Annotated in this window: 20 protein-coding genes; 6 read left to right on the top strand and 14 right to left on the bottom strand. The window is 68.4% G+C overall.

Annotated features, from left to right (window positions below; all coding sequences use genetic code 11):
- Positions 1-499, top strand: a 499-nt coding sequence (locus ASF80_RS19375; RefSeq protein ID WP_235559959.1) for a chaplin family protein, incomplete at its 5' end; no start/stop codon positions are given.
- A gap of 235 nt (positions 500-734) precedes the next feature.
- Here the strand turns inward: ASF80_RS19375 and rplI are convergent.
- Genes rplI through rpsF form a run of 4 tightly spaced genes read right to left on the bottom strand, consistent with a single transcriptional unit; the run spans position 735 to position 2,390 of the window.
- Complete coding sequence (rplI, locus tag ASF80_RS12050; RefSeq protein ID WP_056311051.1) at positions 735-1,187, bottom strand: 50S ribosomal protein L9; 453 nt, start codon at positions 1,185-1,187, stop codon at positions 735-737.
- 11 nt (positions 1,188-1,198) lie between these two features.
- Entirely contained in the window at positions 1,199-1,453 is a 255-nt protein-coding gene (gene rpsR / locus ASF80_RS12045) for a 30S ribosomal protein S18 (RefSeq protein ID WP_042541518.1), read from the bottom strand.
- Between the two features lie 50 nt (positions 1,454-1,503).
- Positions 1,504-2,016: a single-stranded DNA-binding protein gene (locus tag ASF80_RS12040; RefSeq protein WP_056311050.1), complete on the bottom strand. Its 513-nt coding sequence runs from the start codon at positions 2,014-2,016 to the stop codon at positions 1,504-1,506.
- A gap of 5 nt (positions 2,017-2,021) precedes the next feature.
- The gene (gene rpsF / locus ASF80_RS12035; RefSeq protein ID WP_029264265.1) at positions 2,022-2,390 is read right to left on the bottom strand and encodes a 30S ribosomal protein S6; all 369 of its coding nucleotides are present in this window, start codon (positions 2,388-2,390) and stop codon (positions 2,022-2,024) included.
- Positions 2,391-2,614: 224 nt separating this feature from the next.
- Between rpsF and ASF80_RS12030 the strand changes: the two genes are divergently transcribed.
- The gene (locus ASF80_RS12030) at positions 2,615-3,313 is read left to right on the top strand and encodes a hypothetical protein (protein ID WP_056311049.1); all 699 of its coding nucleotides are present in this window, start codon (positions 2,615-2,617) and stop codon (positions 3,311-3,313) included.
- 231 nt (positions 3,314-3,544) lie between these two features.
- Here the strand turns inward: ASF80_RS12030 and ASF80_RS12025 are convergent, their stop codons facing one another.
- The 8 genes from ASF80_RS12025 to ASF80_RS11990 all read right to left on the bottom strand — a co-directional run bounded on the left by ASF80_RS12025 (position 3,545) and on the right by ASF80_RS11990 (position 12,137).
- Complete coding sequence (locus ASF80_RS12025; protein ID WP_200934778.1) at positions 3,545-4,573, bottom strand: FecCD family ABC transporter permease; 1,029 nt, start codon at positions 4,571-4,573, stop codon at positions 3,545-3,547.
- Entirely contained in the window at positions 4,570-5,601 is a 1,032-nt protein-coding gene (locus ASF80_RS12020; protein ID WP_082488300.1) for a FecCD family ABC transporter permease, read from the bottom strand. Before ASF80_RS12020 ends, ASF80_RS12025 begins: the two co-directional genes overlap by 4 nt.
- The gene (locus ASF80_RS12015) at positions 5,598-6,638 is read right to left on the bottom strand and encodes an iron-siderophore ABC transporter substrate-binding protein (RefSeq protein WP_056311047.1); all 1,041 of its coding nucleotides are present in this window, start codon (positions 6,636-6,638) and stop codon (positions 5,598-5,600) included. Before ASF80_RS12015 ends, ASF80_RS12020 begins: the two co-directional genes overlap by 4 nt.
- Before the next feature lie 218 nt (positions 6,639-6,856).
- The gene (locus ASF80_RS12010; protein ID WP_056311045.1) at positions 6,857-7,696 is read right to left on the bottom strand and encodes an ABC transporter ATP-binding protein; all 840 of its coding nucleotides are present in this window, start codon (positions 7,694-7,696) and stop codon (positions 6,857-6,859) included.
- Positions 7,689-8,570, bottom strand: a complete 882-nt coding sequence (locus ASF80_RS12005) for an ABC transporter ATP-binding protein (RefSeq protein ID WP_082488299.1) — start codon at positions 8,568-8,570, stop codon at positions 7,689-7,691. The genes ASF80_RS12010 and ASF80_RS12005 overlap by 8 nt, the downstream gene beginning before the upstream one ends.
- Positions 8,567-9,478 carry an ABC transporter permease gene (locus ASF80_RS12000; protein WP_056311043.1) on the bottom strand — a complete coding sequence of 304 codons (912 nt, stop codon included), beginning with the start codon at positions 9,476-9,478 and terminating at the stop codon, positions 8,567-8,569. Before ASF80_RS12000 ends, ASF80_RS12005 begins: the two co-directional genes overlap by 4 nt.
- The gene (locus tag ASF80_RS11995) at positions 9,475-10,536 is read right to left on the bottom strand and encodes an ABC transporter permease (protein ID WP_056311041.1); all 1,062 of its coding nucleotides are present in this window, start codon (positions 10,534-10,536) and stop codon (positions 9,475-9,477) included. The genes ASF80_RS12000 and ASF80_RS11995 overlap by 4 nt, the downstream gene beginning before the upstream one ends.
- Positions 10,537-10,550: 14 nt before the next feature.
- Positions 10,551-12,137, bottom strand: a complete 1,587-nt coding sequence (locus ASF80_RS11990) for an ABC transporter substrate-binding protein (protein ID WP_056311039.1) — start codon at positions 12,135-12,137, stop codon at positions 10,551-10,553.
- 149 nt (positions 12,138-12,286) lie between these two features.
- On the opposite strand from ASF80_RS11990, the gene ASF80_RS11985 reads away from it, so the two are divergent.
- Positions 12,287-12,874 (top strand): Lrp/AsnC family transcriptional regulator, encoded by a 588-nt coding sequence (locus tag ASF80_RS11985; protein ID WP_235559958.1) that lies wholly within the window; start codon positions 12,287-12,289, stop codon positions 12,872-12,874.
- Between the two features lie 44 nt (positions 12,875-12,918).
- Here ASF80_RS11985 and ASF80_RS11980 read toward each other — a convergent pair whose 3' ends face one another.
- Together ASF80_RS11980 and ASF80_RS11975 are read right to left on the bottom strand one after the other, a co-directional pair.
- A complete protein-coding gene (locus ASF80_RS11980) occupies positions 12,919-13,278 on the bottom strand; it encodes a hypothetical protein (RefSeq protein ID WP_235559957.1) in 360 nt (119 codons plus the stop codon).
- Positions 13,279-13,411: 133 nt separating this feature from the next.
- The gene (locus tag ASF80_RS11975; protein ID WP_056311035.1) at positions 13,412-14,425 is read right to left on the bottom strand and encodes a hypothetical protein; all 1,014 of its coding nucleotides are present in this window, start codon (positions 14,423-14,425) and stop codon (positions 13,412-13,414) included.
- Positions 14,426-14,560: 135 nt separating this feature from the next.
- On the opposite strand from ASF80_RS11975, the gene ASF80_RS11970 reads away from it, so the two are divergent.
- The 3 genes from ASF80_RS11970 to ASF80_RS11960 all read left to right on the top strand — a co-directional run bounded on the left by ASF80_RS11970 (position 14,561) and on the right by ASF80_RS11960 (position 17,723).
- Complete coding sequence (locus ASF80_RS11970) at positions 14,561-15,523, top strand: hypothetical protein (RefSeq protein ID WP_235559956.1); 963 nt, start codon at positions 14,561-14,563, stop codon at positions 15,521-15,523.
- Positions 15,520-16,653 (top strand): hypothetical protein, encoded by a 1,134-nt coding sequence (locus ASF80_RS11965; RefSeq protein ID WP_056311030.1) that lies wholly within the window; start codon positions 15,520-15,522, stop codon positions 16,651-16,653. The genes ASF80_RS11970 and ASF80_RS11965 overlap by 4 nt, the downstream gene beginning before the upstream one ends.
- A gap of 374 nt (positions 16,654-17,027) precedes the next feature.
- Positions 17,028-17,723 (top strand): DUF1684 domain-containing protein, encoded by a 696-nt coding sequence (locus ASF80_RS11960; protein ID WP_056311028.1) that lies wholly within the window; start codon positions 17,028-17,030, stop codon positions 17,721-17,723.
- The last annotated feature ends 24 nt before the right edge of the window (positions 17,724-17,747 follow it).

Raw genomic sequence — 17,747 nt, 5'->3', positions numbered from 1 at the left:
CGTGACCGCCACCGGCAACGCCATCTCCGTCCTCGGAGACAGCGCCATCACCGGCGGAACCGGCACCACCGCACCCACTGCAGGCGGCTCGACCGGCGGCACCACCACCGGTGACGACGGCATCCTCGGCGGCACCCAGGTCACGGCACCGATCGCCCTTCCGATCACGATCGGTGGCAACGCCATCGCCGTGGTCGGCGAGAGCACGGTGACGACCCCGGGCACCACTCCGGGAACGGACCCGGGAACAGATCCCGGAACGGATCCGGGTACGAACCCCGGAACGGACCCGGGCACCGGCCCGGGAACGAACCAGGGCACGGAAGCCGGTGCGACGTTCACTGCGGCGCTCACCAGCGGCGGTGCGGTGACCGCGGCCGGATCCGCGCAGGGACTCGCCGCCACCGGCGGCTCGTCCTCGCTCGGATACGCCGCGGTGGCCGCACTCCTGCTTCTCCTCGGAGCCGGGATGCTGCGCCGTCGCCACGTGACGGCATAGCCCAGACCCCGGCGGTGTCGTCATCCTCGGGGGAGGAGATGCGGCACCGTCGGTGTGCGGATCCCGTGACGCGGTGAGCAAGGGTCCCCAGCCCAGCCCGCGGTCTGCGATGCCGCACAGTTCACGGATGCCCCGCGTCCCCAGCGTGGGGCATCCGTCGTGCCCTCATGACTCCACCGGGTACGCAGAACGCCCCCTGTCCCGAAGGACAGAGGGCGTTCGAGAGCGTCGCGCCTTACTTGGCGGCGACGACCTGCAGCGTGATGACTGCGGTCACGTCGTCGTGCAGACGAACCGTGGCCTCGTGCTCACCGGTCGTCTTGATCGCCGACGGGATGTGCACCTTGCGCTTGTCGATCGAGCCGAGACCCGCGGCTGCGACAGCATCCGCGATGTGATCGGTCTTGACCGAACCGAAGAGGCGACCCTCGTTGCCGGCCTTGACGGCCAGGCGCACCTTGGTGCCCTCGAGGGAGTTCTTCAGGGCCACAGCCTCGTCGCGGTCGTGGATCGCACGCGCCTGACGAGCAGCCTGGATCGAAGCGACCTGCTTTTCGCCACCGCGGGTCCACGCCGTAGCGAAGCCCTGGGGGATGAGGTAGTTGCGGGCGAACCCGTTCTTGACCTCGACCACGTCACCGGCACTACCAAGCCCGGCGACCTCGTTCGTGAGAATCAGCTTTGCCATCTCGTTACCCCTTACCGGCCGGCGCCAGCGTAGGGCAGGAGTGCCATTTCGCGTGCGTTCTTGATCGCCGTGGCGATCAGACGCTGCTCCTGCACCGAAACACCGGTGATACGACGGGCACGGATCTTGCCGCGCTCCGAGACGAACTTACGGAGGGTGGAGACATCCTTGTAATCGATGACTCCGACCCGGATCGACTTCGCGGGAGCGGTGGGCTTGCCACCCTTCCGCGGCTTGCGGCGGTCGCCGCTCGACTTTCCAGCCATTGTTTTTCCTTAGTTTTGAGACAGATGCCGAAGCATCCGGAGATCCTGTTTCAGAAGGGGGTGTCGTCACCGAAGCTGCCCGGAGTGCTCCAGGCATCTGCGCTGGTCGACGAGCCGGGCGTTGACCACGGCTCCTCCGACACCTGCTGCTGCTGAGCGGGGCGCGACTGTCCGCCGCCACCGCCGCCGCCACCGGTCGAGGCCGCACGGGTGACCTGTGCAGTCGCGTACCGAAGCGAGGGGCCGATCTCGTCGACCTCCAGCTCGATCGCGGTGCGCTGGTTGCCCTCGCGGTCCTGGTAGGAGCGCTGACGCAGACGGCCCTGCGCCATGACGCGCATTCCCTTGGTCAGCGAACCCGCCACGTGCTCGGCGAACTCACGCCAGACCGACGCGCGGAGGAACAGCGCTTCGCCGTCCTTCCACTCGTTGGCGGCGCGATCGAAGTTCCGAGGCGTCGAAGCGATGGTGAAGTTCGCCACCGGCAGTCCGTTCTGCGTGTAGCGCAGCTCGGGGTCGGCCGTGAGGTTTCCCACCACGGTGATGACTGTTTCGCCGGCCATCGGACTCAGGCCTTCGCAGCCTTGGCCGCCTTGCGGGCAGCCTTCTCTTCAGAGCGCTTGGCCTCCGAAGCGACCATCGCCTGAGCTTCCTCAGAGCGAAGGACCTTCGTACGCATGATCTGCTCGTTCAGCTTCAGCTGACGGTCGAGCTCCTGCGTGGCCTCGCTGGTGGCGGTGAAGTTGACGACGGCGTAGATGCCCTCGTTCTTCTTCTGGATCTCGTAAGCCAGACGGCGCTTGCCCCAGATGTCGACCTTGTCAATCGAGCCACCATCGTTGGTGATGACCTTCAGGAACTTGTCGAGCGTAGGGGCGACCTGGCGCTCGTCGATCTCGGGGGTCAGAATGACCATGAGTTCGTACTGGTGCGTCACTTACCCACCTCCTTCGGACTAGAACGGCTTCCGGGACTTTCCCGGAAGCAGGAGGGTGTGTGCACGTCATCCGCCGAGCCACCCGAGTGGGTGCCTGATGGCAGACAACCTTGACAGTCTAGCGGAGAAAACTTCGGGCCGCCTCCACACGCATCGCCCCGGAGTTGGCATGCTGGTATTCGTGCGTGCCGACAGGCACGACGACGACCGAAGGGGGAAACGCCATGCGCGTGAACAAGTGGGGTGTCGGCGTCATGCTCGCCGCCGCCGTAGTGCTGACCGGATGTACCGCAGGTTCTGACGAGCCTGCCGAAGACAAGCCCACCGCGGCTGCGGAGGAGACCACCGCGCCCGAGTCCGACTGCCCCGAGCTGTCCGAAGGCGCGACAGTCGACGGCGCAGCTCTCGGCACCTGCATCACCGAGGCGATGACCGACACCGCCGGCTACGCCGCCAAGACCAGCATCCTGGGCATGGACACGACCGCCCGGTACAACCCCGGAACGGATGCCGTCGAGACCATCACGCCGATGGGATCGCTCATCGTGATCGGTGACGACGCCTGGGTCAAGAGCTCGACGAGCGAGTGGCAGGTCGCCGACCCCAACTCGAGCGACCCGATCATCGCCGCCCTCAGCAGCGGTGCGCAGACCGCCGCCGACACCGACCCCGCGACCGCCGCGGGCGCTCTCACCGGCGAGTTCACCGTCACCGGCACGGGCACGCGCCTGGGTCAGGACGTCTACCTCCTGACCGGCACCTCCGAGGCGCAGGGCGTGGCCGTCGACGTGACCTTCGAGGTCACGAGCGACTACGTGGTGCTCGCCACCACCGGCACCACCGAGGCCGCCGGCCAGACCATCGAGACCTCGCTGGAGATCACCGAGTGGGACGTCGAGCAGGACATCGTCGCACCGCTCTGATCCACGAGCAGACACTGCGGGCCGGGGCGATCGCCTCGGCCCGCAGTGCGTTCCGGTGCCTGAGGCGGGATCTGCCGCGGCTCGGGCCGACGCCTCGGGAGGAGAACCCGCCCTCGGGAGGAGCGATGAGCCACAGGCATCCTCCCCTGGCGCAGTTCTCCTCCCGAGCGTGCGATGCGGATGCGGGTGCGGGTGCGGGATGCGGATGCGGATGCGGATGCGGATGCGCACTCACACCGGGCGACGAGCCGTGCGTATGACGAGGTAGATCAGGTACGCACCGCCGAGCACGAGTGTGACCACCCCGACCGGCAGCGCGTGCTTCGGCACGGCGTTCTGCGCGATGATGTCGGCGAGCGAGAGCAGGGTCGCTCCCATCAGCGCGGTGGCGACCAGGTGTGCCGGGCCGTTCTTGACGATGAGACGGGCGAGGTGGGGCGCAGCGAGCGCGATGAACGCGACGGGTCCGATGACGGCGGTGACCACACCCGTGAGTCCGACCGCGATCGCGACGAGTCCGGCCTTGGTGGCCCCCATGCGCCCGCCGAGACTCGCGCCGATGTCGTCGCCGAGCTCGACGAGCCAGAGTCCGCGCCGCACGCACACCAGCACGACGATCAGTACGCTGACCACGAGGATCGGCACCAGAGCCTGATTCCATCCGACGCCGTTCAGCGTTCCGGCATCCCAGATCGCGGCGGATATCGCCACCTCGCGTCGGGCGCGCAGCAGCATCCAGGCATTGACCGCCGCCAGCACCGCGCTCACGCCGATGCCGACGATCACTATGCGGTATCCGAGTGCTCCGCGTCCGGCGATCAGCAGGGCGACCAGTGCTGCCGTGGCGAAACCGCCGAGGATCGCGCCGATCGCGACCGCGAATCCCGACCCGCTGCCGCTGGTCATCACGATCAGGGCGCCCGTGTAGGCACCGGTCGTCAGTCCGATCACGTCGGGACTGCCGAGCGGGTTGCGCGTGATCGTCTGGAAGACGGTTCCCGAGAGCGCCAGCGCCGCCCCGAAGAACACCGCGGCGAGCGCGCGCGGCAGCCGCCAGTCGACCACGACCATGCGGATGCCTCCGTCGATCTCGAACAGAGCCTGGATGACCCTGATCGGCGAGAGCACGGTGTCGCCGATCGACAGACCTGCCACGAACGACACGACGAGCGCCGCGATGAGGATGCCCATCGCGATGCGTCCCCGGCGGTCGAGGGTGCGGCGTGCCTGCCGCAGGAACGTGCGGGTGTCGGCGCTCACAGCTGCACCGGATTCTTGCGGCGGCCGATCCAGATCAGGAACGGAGCCGCGACGAAGGCCATCACGATGCCGACCGGCACCTCCTGGGGCGCGATGATCACGCGGCCGATGACGTCGCCGAGCACGACGACGATCGCACCGATCACGGCAGCGAGCGGCACGATCGCCTTCTGCGAGGCGCCGACGACTCCACGGGCGATATGGGGAGCCGCGAGACCGAGGAACGCGATCGGACCGGCGATCGCGGTCGCCGTTCCTGCGAGCAGCGTCACGGCGATGACGGCCGCGGTGCGCAGCAAACCGATCTTGACGCCGAGCGCCGCGGCCGTCTCGTCGCCGAGGGCGAGCACGTCGAGGCTGCGCGTCATCAGCAGGGCGACGACGAGCCCGAGGGCGATCATGGGTCCGGCGGCGATGAGGATCGAGAGGTCTCGGCCGGCGAGGGCACCCGATTCCCAGCTGCGCATCTGCAGGAAGGCGGTCGGGTTCAGCAGCACGAGTGCCGTTGTGATTCCACCGAGCACCGCGGCGAGCGCGACGCCTGACAGCACCAGGGTCACGGGGCTGCCGCCGCCCGCGGCTCCGAGCAGCACCACTCCGATGGTCGCCACGAGTGCTCCGACGAGTGCGAACACCATGAGGTGCGGGAAGTCGTGGATGCCGAGGGCGGCGACCGCGATCGCGACGGCCACGGACGCTCCGGCGTTGACCCCCAGGGTGCCGGGATCGGCGAGGGCGTTGCGGGTGAGGCCCTGCATCACGGCGCCCGCGGCGCCCAACGCGAGACCGACGACGAGACCGAGCACGGTGCGGGGGATGCGCGATTCCCGCACGACGAGCTGCAGATCGCTGCCGTCGAACCGCAGGATCGCGTCGACGGCGGTGTCGAGTCCGACCATCTTCGTACCGACCGTCAGGCCGATGAGCGCCGTCGCGAGCAGTGCGAACGCCGCGAGCACGACGACGAGCGCGACCCGCCCGGTGGACACCCGGTGCGGATCGCGGCTCGTGCGTGCGAGTGCGGTCACTCGGCGGTGCGCGCCGGTCCGTTGCCTGCCACAGCATCCGCGAGGGCGGGGACGAGAGCGTCGAGCACGTAGGGAAGGCTCAGTGCCGAGGTGAAGTAGATCGCGCCGGCGGTGATGCCGTCGGTGTAGACCACCGACTTGTTCTGCATCGCACCGATCGCGGTGACGAACGGCTCGTCCTCGAGAGCGGTGATGTCGTCATCCGATTCGGTTCCCCAGATGAGCACGTCGGCGGCGTTCAGCACGTCGAGGTTCTCGACCGGGATGTTGGCCTGTCCGCCCGAGCTGTCCTCGGGTGCGTAGGCGTCGATCTCCGAGGGGATCGTGAAGCCGAGATCCGTGAGGAAATCGGTGCTCAGGCCGTCCTGATAGGCGATCGCTGCGCCGTCGTAGATCGCGTTCTGCAGGAAGACGATCGACTTTCCGGCGAACTCCGGGTGAGCCTCGGCGGCCTCCGCGAACTGTGCGTCGATGTCGTCGACGAGCTGCTGCGCCTCGTCCTTCAGTCCGACGGCCTCGCCGATCTGCAGGGTCTGCACGTCCCAGGGCTCGAAGTACATCGAGTAGTCGCCCGAGTGGGCGACGGTCGGCGCGATGTCCGAGAGGCGGTCGTAGTCCTCTTCGGTCAGACCCGCGTTGGTGCCGATGATCAGGTCGGGGTCGAGCAGCGCGATCGCCTCGAAGTCGAGTCCGTCGCTGGTGGTGAGGACCTCGGGCTCCGCGTCGCCGCGGGCCTCGTCTGCCCAGGGCCAGGAGGCGAAGTCGTAGCCGCCGTACCACTCGGTGACGCCGACGGGCTTGACCCCGAGCGCCCAGAGGGTGTCCTGCTCGGTGACGCCGACGGTCACGACGCGCTGCGGCTGCTCGGGGATCGTCGTGTCGCCGTAGGCGTGCTCGACCGTGACCGGGAACGCGTCGGAGTCGACCGCGGGAGCGCCGTCGGTGTTCTCGGCCGCGGGGGCGCAGGAGGTGAGTGCGGCCGCGGAGACGACGGCGGCGAGGAGGGCGCCGAGCGCCTTCGTGCGGGAGAGGGGCATGGAGGAACCTGTTCGCTCAGATAAGGGTTGCCTAAGCTTATCCAGAACCCCGCTGGGCATGCATCCGGTCGCCCCCTCGGGAGGAGAACTCGCTGTCGGGAGGAGCTTTGAGCCACAGGCATCCTTCCGAAGCGCGGTTCTCCTCCCGAATGAGCGCGCGAGAGGGCGAGCGACCGAGCGACCGATCGACCGAGCGACCGAGCGACCGACGATGCGGCTCAGTCGATGACGGGGGCGATCTCCGACCAGACCGTGCGCTCGTTCGTCGACGGCGCGATCGGGATGCGGCCGGCACCGTCGGGCTCGGGGATCGCGGCGAGCAGCGCCTGGGTGTACGGATGCTGCGGCGCAGACCACACGCGGTCGGTGGCCCCCGCTTCGAGCACCCGACCGGCGAACATCACGAAGGTGCGGTCGGCGATGCGGCGGACGACCGCGAGGTCGTGCGAGATGAACAGCATCCCCGCACCGGATTCGGCGACGAGGTCGCGCATGAGACCGGCGACGCTGGTCTGGGTCGACGCGTCCAGTGCCGAGATCGGCTCGTCGGCGACGAGCAGTGACGGTCGGGCCGCGAGCGCCCTGGCGATCGCGAGGCGCTGCTTCTGTCCGCCCGAGAACTGATGCGGGAACCGTGTGGCGACCTCGGTCGGCAGCCCGACCCGCTCGAGCCACTCCGCGACGGTCGAGCCCTCAGCGCCGCGAGCACGCGCCGTGGCGATGCCGTCGGCGATCTGGTCTCCCACACGACGGCGCGGGTTCAGCGACGTCGACGGGTCCTGGAACACCATCTGGATGCCGGTGAGCGCCACGTTACGTCGGCGGATGCCGAGCGGTGTCACGGGTGCATCACGGAAGCGCACCTCTCCCCCGGCGAGCTTCTCGATGCCCACGACCGCGCGGGCGAGGCTCGACTTGCCACTGCCGGATTCTCCGACCAGCGCCACGGTCTCACCCGGCGCGACGGTAAGCGAGACTCCATCGACGGCCACGACCGGCGGGCTGCCGGGGTACCGGACGACCACGTCCCTCGCATCGAGGACGGCGATTTCACTCATCTCGGGCCTCCTCCGCAGCAGCCGACAGCTCAGCATCCGACAGCTCAGCATCCGTCAGCACGGGATCCAGGACAGCGACATCGGCATCCGCGATCTCGAGCTTCGACCCCGGCAACGCGGCGAGCAGCGTGCGGGTGTACTCGTGCTGGGGGTCGCGGAACAGCGTCTCGCGGTCGGCCCGCTCGACGATCTGCCCGTTCTTCATCACGGCGACCTCGTCGGCGATGGCGCTCATGACACCCAGGTCGTGCGTGACGAGCAGCACGGCGAGGTTGCGCTCGGTCGCGAGGTCGCGCAGCAGCCGCAGGATGCCGGCCTGCACCGTGACGTCGAGCGCGGTCGTCGGCTCATCGGCCAGCAGCACCTCGGGGTCGCACGCGAGAGCGCAGGCGATCGCGATGCGCTGGCGCTGACCGCCCGAGAACTGGTGCGGGTAGCGCTTCAGCGCAGCATCCGGATTCGGCACCTGCACCGTCTCGAGCAGCTCGATGGCCCTGGCCTTCGCCGCCTCGCCGCGCAGACCGAGGTGCACGCGCATGTGGTCGGTGAGCTGGCGGCCGATCGGCAGCTGCGGGTGCAGCGACGCCGACGGGTCCTGGAAGATCATCGCGATGCGCGTGCCCCGGATGCGGTTGAGGGCCCGGCGACGCATGCCGACCAGCTCCTCCCCCGCGAGCGTGATCGAACCGCCGGTGCGCGCCTGCCGGGGCAGGAGTCCGAGCACGGCGAGTGAGGTGAGCGTCTTGCCCGATCCGGATTCTCCGGCGAGGCCGTGGATGCGACCGGCCTCGAGATCGAGCGAGATGCCGTGCACGAGCGGTCGACCTATGTCGATCGTCAGGTCACGGATGCTCAGTGCGGGTGCGCCGCTCATGCTGCCACCCCCTTCGCGGAGGCCGCGTGGTCAGCCTGCTTCTCGTGCGTGACCTCGGCCGTCGGGTCGAGGATGTCGCGCATCGCGTCACCCAGGAAGTTGAAGGCGAGCACCACGGTGAGGATCGCGAGCCCCGGGAATACCCCGAGCCACCAGGCGTCGAAGTTCTGCATGGCCGCGGAGATCATGGATCCCCACTCGGCGGTCGGGGGCTGCGCGCCGAGGCCCAGGAACGAGAGGCCCGAGAGCAGCAGGATCGCCGCGCCGATGTCGAGCGTCGCGAGCACCAGCACGGGGCCGGCGATGTTCGGCAGGATGTCGACGAACAGGGTCCGCAGCGGCGAATGCCCGAGCAGGCGGCCGGCGATCACGTAGTTCTGTCCGCGGAGGCCGAGCACGATGCTGCGGGTGACTCGCGAGTACTGCGGCCACGAGACGACGATCGCCGCGATCACCGCGTTGAACAGCGACGGGCCGAGCGAGGCTGCCACCACCATCGCGAGGATGACGGTGGGGAACGCCATGAAGAGGTCGGTGATGCGCATCAGGGTCTCGTCGACCCATCCGCCGAAGTAGCCGGCGACGGCCCCGATCACGGTGCCGATGATCATCGCGGCGATCACGAGCATGAGCGCGAGCGGGAGGCTCACGGTCGCACCCGTCATCAGGCGCGAGAAGATGTCGCGGCCGTTGCCGTCGGTGCCGAGCAGGGTGTCGATGCCCGGCTCCTGCAGACGAGGGAGCACCTGCGCGTTGGGGCCGTAGGGCACCCACCACTGCGCGGTGAAGGCGACGATGATCCACGCTCCGGCGATCACGGTGCCGATCACGCCGAGGGGCGTACGCCAGGCGCGCGGCCAGCGGAACCGGAACCGCCAGGGGCCGGATGCCGAGTCGATGCGGCTCATGCGATCCTCACTCTCGGGTCGAGGACGCCGTAGAGCAGATCGACGACGAAGTTGATGAGGAGGTAGATGAATCCGACGACGAGACCCACGCCCATGATGCCGGGGAGGTCGAGGTTCGCCGCCGAGTTGTAGGCGTAGGTGCCGAGCCCCGGCCACGCGAACACGGACTCGACGAGCACGGTGCCCGACAGCAGGGATCCGAAGGCGACGCCGACGACGGTGAGGATCGGGAGGGATGCTCCGCGGAGCACGTAGTCGAGGATCACGCGCATCGCCGGAAGGCCCTTCGCCCTGGCCGCGCGCACGTAGTCGCTGCCGAGCACCTCGAGCACCGAGGTGCGGATGAAGCGGGTCAGCAGACCGATCGTCACGAGCGAGAGCACCATCACCGGAAGGGCGAGGTGCGCGAGAGCATCCGCGAACCCGACGCCGTCGCCGTTGAGCAGGTAGTCGACCGTGTAGAGCCCGGTGATGCGGGGCGGCGGGGTGATCGACGGCGAGATGCGACCGGATCCGGGCGCGATGCGCAGCTCGAGGAAGAACACGTAGAAGCTGACCAGCGCGAGCCAGAAGGTCGGCACGCTCAGGCCGATCAGCGTCACGATCCGGATCACCTGATCGGTGACGAGCCCCCGACGGTAGGCGGCGAGCGTGCCGAGCACGACGCTGACCGCGAGGCTGAGGATGATGGCGCCGATCGCGATCTCGATCGTCGCCGGCACCGCGGTGGCCAGGTCGCTGGTGACCGGGCGACCGGTCACCAGCGACGTGCCGAGGTCTCCGCGGAGGAGGTTCCCCATGTAGATGAAGTACTGCACGAACAGCGGCTGGTCGAGGCCGTGCTCCTTGATGAACGCCTCGCGCGTCGCGGGGTTCTGGGATGCCCCCTCACCCAGCGCCGCCGATACGGGGTCGCCGGGCACGAGGTTCGTCAGCGCGAAGGTCACGATCGTGACCCCCACGAGCAGGAGCAGCGAAGTGCCGATCCGGCGCAGCAGGTATCCGACGAGCGGTGACCTGCGACGCTGTGCCTGCCGTCGCACGGCCACCGTCGTCATGAGTCAGCTCCCGCTCAGCCGGCGGGGGTGATCTCGGCGATGTCCATCTCCCACACCGAGTTGTACACGGCGCCGGTGACGGCATCAGCCGTGGCGATGTTGCGACCGGGGACGATCAGCGGCACGAAGGGACCCTCGGCCTGCATCGCCTCGGCGAACGAGGTGAAGGCCTCGCTGCGCTGCGCCTCGTCGGTCGCGGCTGCGGCACCGGCTGCGATGCCGGCGATCTCGGGGTTCGCCTCAGCCGACCATCCGGCGCGCAGACCGACCTTCAGGCCGGGCGCGAACGGAAGGAAGTTCGCGGAGTCGGCGTAGTCCGGACCCCAGAACCACAGGCCGAAGCCCTCGGTGCCGTTGACGTAGGCGTCGAGCTCGGTGGCGAAGGGCGCCGGAGCGAGTTCGACCGTGATCCCGGCATCCTCGAGCTGGGCCTGCACGCGCTCGGCGAGCGGGGTGAATTCCACGCCTCCGACCGGGTAGTCGTTCGGGAACTGCAGCTTCAGCGTCTGACCCGTGTAACCGGCCTCGGCGAGAGCGGCCTTCGACTTCTCGAGGTCCTGCTCCACACCGCTGTCGAGGGCGCCCTCGAATCCGGGCGGGATGACGCCGGTCGCCTGAACGGCGCCGGCACCCGCGAGCTCGAGCAGCGCGTCGTAGTCGAGGGCGTAGCGGATCGCCTCGGCGATCTTGACGTTCGCGAGGTCACCCGCGACGGCCTCGGACTGGTTGAGCAGCAGGAAGATGGTCTGACCCGACGGCACGGACTCGACGTTCAGTCCGTCGCCGAGGCCCGAGACCTGGTCGCCGTTGAGGTCCATGGCGACCATCGAGTCGCCGCCCTTGAGGTTCGCGAGCTGGGTGGCGCTCTCCGAGACGTTGCGCACGACGACGCGGCCGTATGCGGCCTCTTCGTCGCCGTTGTACTCGTCGCTCTTGGTCAGCACGACCTGCGACGAGAGGTCGAGGGTGTCGAGCACGAAAGGACCCGAACCCGCGGAAGTGCCGTCGAGGAACTTCTGCGCGCTGTCGGAGCCGTCGGTCGCGCCGCCGTTCTCGATCACGACATCGGAGTTCACGATGCCGAGAGCCGGGTTCGCGAGGATAGCCGGCAGCTGCAGCAGCGGGGTCTCAGAGGTGATCGAGATCGTCTTCTCGTCGACCTCGGTGATGGTCAGGCCGCCCAGGAGGAAGTTCGGCTTGGCGTCTTCCATGCCCTGGATGCGCTGCAGGGTGAAGACGACGTCCTTGGCCTCGATCGGCGAGCCGTCGGAGAAGACGCGGTCGCCCTCGAGCGTGAAGGTGAACTCGGTCGCCTCGTCGTTCTGCTCCCACGAAGCGAGGCCGGGCACCGGGGTCGAGACGTCGGAGCCCTCGAAGTCGACGAGGGTCTCGTACAGGGCCTTCGCGATCATGTTGCCGGTCGGGTCGTAGGTGTGACCCGGGTCGGCGGTCTCGATCGAGAACGCGGTGTCGATGACGAGCGAATCCGAGCCCGAGGACTCACCTCCGTTGTTCGCGGAGTTGCCACCGGAGCAACCTGCGAGGGCGAAGAGCGCGACGGCTCCGATCGCGATGACGGACGTGCTGCGACGTGACGACATGTGGGCCTCCAAGGGCGAGGAGTTCTTCGGGTTCGGTCGACACCGGGTGGACGACCGGTGATCAGATTCGCATCATATGGGACGATGTGTCCAGCGATGATGCAGATCACGATCACGGTCTGCCAGAGAGCTCGCACGTGAGGAGCATTGTGTCCACGAAGACCGACGAAGCAGTGAAGCAAGCTGGACGAAGTGCCGCCCCATTGGACGACATCGGATACAGAATCCTCGAGACGCTCCGTGATAACGGTCGCATCTCGATCGCTGCGCTCGCCGAAACGGTCGGCATCTCGAGGGCGAACGCCTACACGCGTGTCGAATCGCTCATGCAGGACGGAGTCATCACGGGCTTCAGCGCTCGCGTCGACCAGTCCAAGGCCGGCCTCTCGATCGGCGCCCTCGTGTTCGTGACCGTGCACCCGCAGGCCTGGGCGTCGTTCCGCGAGAGCGTGCTCGAGATGCCCGACATCGAGTGGTGCGCCATCACGACCGGCGAGCACGACGCGATGCTCTTGATCCGCGCCGTCGACGTCAGCGGTGTGCACGAATTCACGACGGGCGTGATCGCGCAGCTCCCCGAGGTGCGCACGGTCGTCAGCGTCGTGGTGCTCGACGAAGTGATCCGTCGCGCCTATCTGCTGCCGAGCGATCTCCCCGAGCGTGACCTGGCGACGCCGCTGGGCATGACCCGCTGGACGCCCGCGACGCCGGGTCGCGACACGCTTCCTCCGCGCTGACATCCCGCTCGCTGAGCGAGCGGAGCGAGAGGAAGCGCTGGGCTTCAGGCGGCGACGGGCTCTTCGCAGACGCTGAGCTGCGGCAGTCCGTGCATCTCGTAGTGCTCGACCAGGCGGATGCGTCCGTCGTCTGTCAGCTCGAGCTGGCTCTCGCCGTCTCCGGTCACGACGGTGCCGTCGGAGACGAGCACGTGCACGAAGGAGACCCAGATGGTGTCGCCGGTGCGGGTGCCGACGAAGCGGCCGAAGGTCACGGTGTCGCCCGAGTAGTCACCCCAGATCGCGCCGTCCTTCTCTCGGTAGACGAACTCGCTGGGGGCGTCGGCATCGACGACCGAGGTGGTCGAGGAGACCATCGTGAAGCGGCGGCCGTCGAGCGAGGGGATGGATGCGGGGGACGTCATGATCCGATTATGGAGGGCGTCTCGGCAGGGCTCAGAACCGCCCGTCAACCGTCTGGCGCGGCCGCTCGCGCGGTGAACGATGCAAGACGAAACGGCGGCGGCGCTCATCGGCGGCATCGTTTCGTCTGACCTCTCATTCGAGGTCGAGGCGGAGCAACTCGGGATGTTGAGCGGTCTCGGCCCGCACCGCGAGCAGGAACGCCGTGTACTCCGGAGTCATCTGCACGCGCGGCGAACCCAGCACGTGCACAGTCGCGCGGCCGGCCGTCCGTTCGAACCGGATGCGCCGCACCGGATAGCCCGACGGGGTCAGCCAGATGCGGGTCAGTTGCGCGAAAGGCAGCTCGACGTCGTCGAAGCGGATGCCGTGGTGACTCACCGTGATGCGAGCGGGGATCGCCTTCAGCACGCGCCCGCGCTGGATCGCCCCGATCGCGAGCCCGATGCCGGCGACGCCGGCGAACGGCACCAGCAGCACCAGTGCGGAGAGCTCGCCGTCGAGGAAGCCGGGCGAGGCGGCGAGCGCGCCGACGAGCGCAGTGACGATGAGCAGCGCCACGGCTCCGATCATCAGCCCGTGCGCGAGTCGACGTTCACCCGACGAATCGACCGTGAAGGACGAGGGCAGCTGCGCGCGCTCCCGGGCCGCGGCGACGGGGTCCGCGGTGGGCGGCGGAGCGATCGGATTGAGCATCGCCATCAGATCGTTGAACGTCGAGCGGGTGAAGCCGGCGAGCTCGACCGTGATCTCCCGGCCGCCGTTGTGGATGATCAGGGCGCGGGTGATGCCGCTGCGGATCCCGTTGGTGCGGTGCTCGGTGATCTTCGACCGGAACGCGGTGGTCGCGCGGTCGAACACCTCGCGGCTCCCCGGGCGACCGACCTCGACGCTGTCCGCGCGGACGACGATGCGGGTGTTGCGCAGCCAGAGGATCGACACGAAGGTCACCAACGTCAGCACGATCGCGACCACCAGCACGATCGTGCCGCGGGTCGAGAGGTCCATCCGACGTGGCAGGAACTGCGGGAGGATGAAGAGCGCCGCAGCCGACAGGGCCGCCGAGAGCAGGATCGCACTCACCACGGCCCGCGCGGGATGCCGACGGAAGACCCGTTCGCCGGACACCACAGAGACACCATCGATCATCGGACGCCCTCCCGAACCGTCTCGTTCCACGCGTCCGCCTGCGACGAATCGCGCACTCCTCCGCATATTCTGGCCCCTTCGCCGCGCCCCCCGGTGAAGCGATTCCTCGCAGGTACCGTGGGTCGCATGCATTGGATGTCTGACACCTCGGCCGGCGACTGGCTGCGCGAGCGGCTCGACGATCCCTGGAACGGGACGATGCACGCGGTCGTGCCGCACGGCTTCCCGGCCTACGCCCGCATCATGCATCCTGCGATCGTCCGTTCGCTCCCCGACCGCCCGGTGCCCACTTTCGAGGAATACGAGAGGATGTCCGAGGCCGAGCATCTTCGCCTGCGCGACCAGTACGTCGACGAGCCCGCGACGTGGGCCGAGACGGCATCCGCCTTCGGAACCACGCTGCACCCCCTGGCCCAGTGGCAGCGCATCGTGCGCACTCCGCCCGACGGTGACTGGAACCTCAGGCTCTCCCCCGACGGTCGCGAGTTCACCGGTCCGGTCGAGGGAGAGATCGCGCCCGAGACGCTTGCGATCATCGCGGCGCACCTCGCCGCCCACACCACGACCCCGGATGCCGGCTTCGCGGCGCTCTGGGAGGGTCGAGGTGGTCTGGTCGGATTCCTCGGCCACGGCCCCTCGCGTGACTTCCTCACGTTCAGCGATGACCCGAACCATCAGGCGATGCTCGACCGCAGCATCCGCAATCCTCTGAACAACGCCTTCCGCAAGCCGACCTGGCAGGAGGGCATCCTGTCGCGCGAGATCTCGGAGGGGCCGCGGTTCCGCCTCCCCGGGCGCGACCACGTGCTGTTCCGCGGGGCCGTCAGCGACTTCGCCCGCGCGGACTGGGTGCTCGACGCACCTTGGCGCGACCGTCCGGGCGAGGACCACGGCTTCCCACCGTCGGCGCAGAGCCCGACGATCCTGTGGCCGGACGACCACGCGTGGACTCTCGTGAGCGAGATCGACTACGACTCGACCATCGTCGCGGGCTCCGCCGAGCTCGTCGCCGCGATCTGCGCCGACGAGCGCCTCGAGGCTTTTCCGATCCCCGAGAACGCCGACCTGACCTGGGACGCAGACGAGGTGAACCGATGAGCGCCCCGCAGCCGAGCTCTGGACCGTCGTTCGACGCCGCGCCGCTCACGGATCCGGTCGACCCGAAGGCGGTCAGCGCGTTCAACGCCGAGCTGCGCGCGCGTGGCGCCACCGGCATGACGGCATCCACGATCATCGCCATCGTGATCGTCGGCATCATGGCCCTGATCGGAGTCCCGATCCTCGTGGCGACGATCGGGAGCATGGCCACGAGCCCCGGCGGATCGGGCTTCGCCGGCGTCGGCGTGCTCCTCTTCGGCGGTGTAGGCGTGATCCTCGTCATCGGTGCCGTGATCGGCTGGCGCCGTGCGCGCGTCACCCGCTACCGCCTCAACCGCTTCGCCCAGGCGAACGGAATGTCGTACGAGGGCAAGATCGCCTCCCCGGCGCTGCCCGGCATGATCTTCAGCCTGGGGAACTCGCGCATGTCGACCGACCTGGTTCGGGGCACGAAGCCCCGTTTCGTCGAGTTCGGCAACTACCAGTACACGGTGCGGTCGGGGAAGAACTCGACGACCTACCGCTGGGGCTACGTCGCCGTGAAGCTCGACGTGCCGCTGCCGAACATCGTGCTCGACGCGAAGGGCAACAACGGCTTCGGGTCGAACCTGCCCGCCTCGTTCCAGCGGGAGCAGCGCCTGTCGCTCGAGGGGGACTTCGACCAGTACTTCACGCTGTACTGCCCCGAGGGATACGAACGCGACGCCCTCTATCTGTTCACGCCCGACATCATGGCGCGGTTCATCGACAACGCCGCAGAGCTCGACGTCGAGATCGTCGACGACTGGGTCTTCCTGTACACGCAGCGCAAGGTGTCGACTCTCGACCCGGCGACCTGGGCGTGGCTGTTCGGAGCCGTCGGCGCCCTGATCACCAAGTTCGATCAGTGGGCGCGCTGGCGTGACGAGCGGCTGCTGCTCGAGAACCCCAGCGGGCCGGCATCCGTCGCTCCTGCCGCCGCAGCGCAGCCCGCGGCCGAGCGGCTCCCGTTCGCACCGCCGGTGGGCCTGCTCTCGCCACCACCCGGGGTCGCGCACGAGGGACGACGCCTCAAGCGGAGCTTCCCGTGGCTGCCGTTCGTGATCGTGATCGGCTTCGCGGCGTTCTGGTTCTGGTCCAGATCCTTCTGAGCGGAACCCCCGAGGGCAGGTTGTGGGGGTGGGTGCTGACTGGGGATCAGCGCTCCCACCCCATCCCCCCTCGGGATCAGAAGAAGATCTGACTCTCCCTCCGCAGGACGGCTGAGCCGTCCACGCGCGGGTCAGCTGGGGACTGACGACTCTGCGCGTATATGAGTAATGGTATACCGGCATACGTTGCATTCCATTGCGTCGGAGAGAGTCGACCGAACCGGTCGAATCCCGCGGAACGATGCACGAAATGCGGGCCGAAAGGCTCTCCAGGCGGCTGCATTCGTGCATGGCGACGCGCGTCTCTTCCCGGGCATTACTCCGAGTGACGGCCGCGGCCCCACCTCCGTCTGCATGCAAGAGAATGGAAGGTGATGTCTGAACGCGAAGATCACACCCACTGGCAGGCCGAGCGCCGCGCCTCCGTCACGTCCGCGACGGGCAACCTCGCGCTGATCGAGACCCGCTGGACGGGAGACCTGCCCGATCTGGATGCCGAGCAGCAGGCGGCACCCGACACGGTGACCGTGACGCCGATCCAGCGCACGAACATCGAGACCGGCGAGGCCGAGCACGGGCTGCGCGTGTGGGATGCCGAGTCACCCGCCATCCGCGCCTTCGACCGCATCGACACATACGAGTACGACCCCGCGTGGGTTCTCGAGGGTCACTTCACCCCGGTGTCCGGCGACCGCCGGGTGTCGTTCGAGCACATCCGCGACAACGGAGGCACGCGCGATCTCGTCGTCCCCGGCGACATCCGCTTCGAGCTCGACGGCCGCGAGTACGACCTCGCCGCATTCGACGACGGCGGCACGTTGCTGCTCGTGTTCGGCGACGAGACGAACGGCTCCGAGAGCTACGGCTCCGGACGCTTCCTGTTCGTGCAGCTGCGTGATGACGAGGGCACCGTCGTGCTCGACTTCAACCGGGCCTTCGTGCCTCCGTGCGGATTCAGCGCCCAGTACAACTGCCCGCTGCCTCCGGCATCCAACCGCTTCCCCCTGCCTATCCGAGCAGGCGAGAAGAACGTCGTCTTCCGCGACGGCTTCGACATCTACGCGGCGTGACGCCGCACACTCTCACCCTGGAGT

The organism is Microbacterium sp. Leaf159, assembly GCF_001423615.1.
In the GTDB taxonomy this organism is placed as follows: domain Bacteria; phylum Actinomycetota; class Actinomycetes; order Actinomycetales; family Microbacteriaceae; genus Microbacterium.
This window is presented reverse-complemented; position numbering and strand designations above follow the sequence as displayed.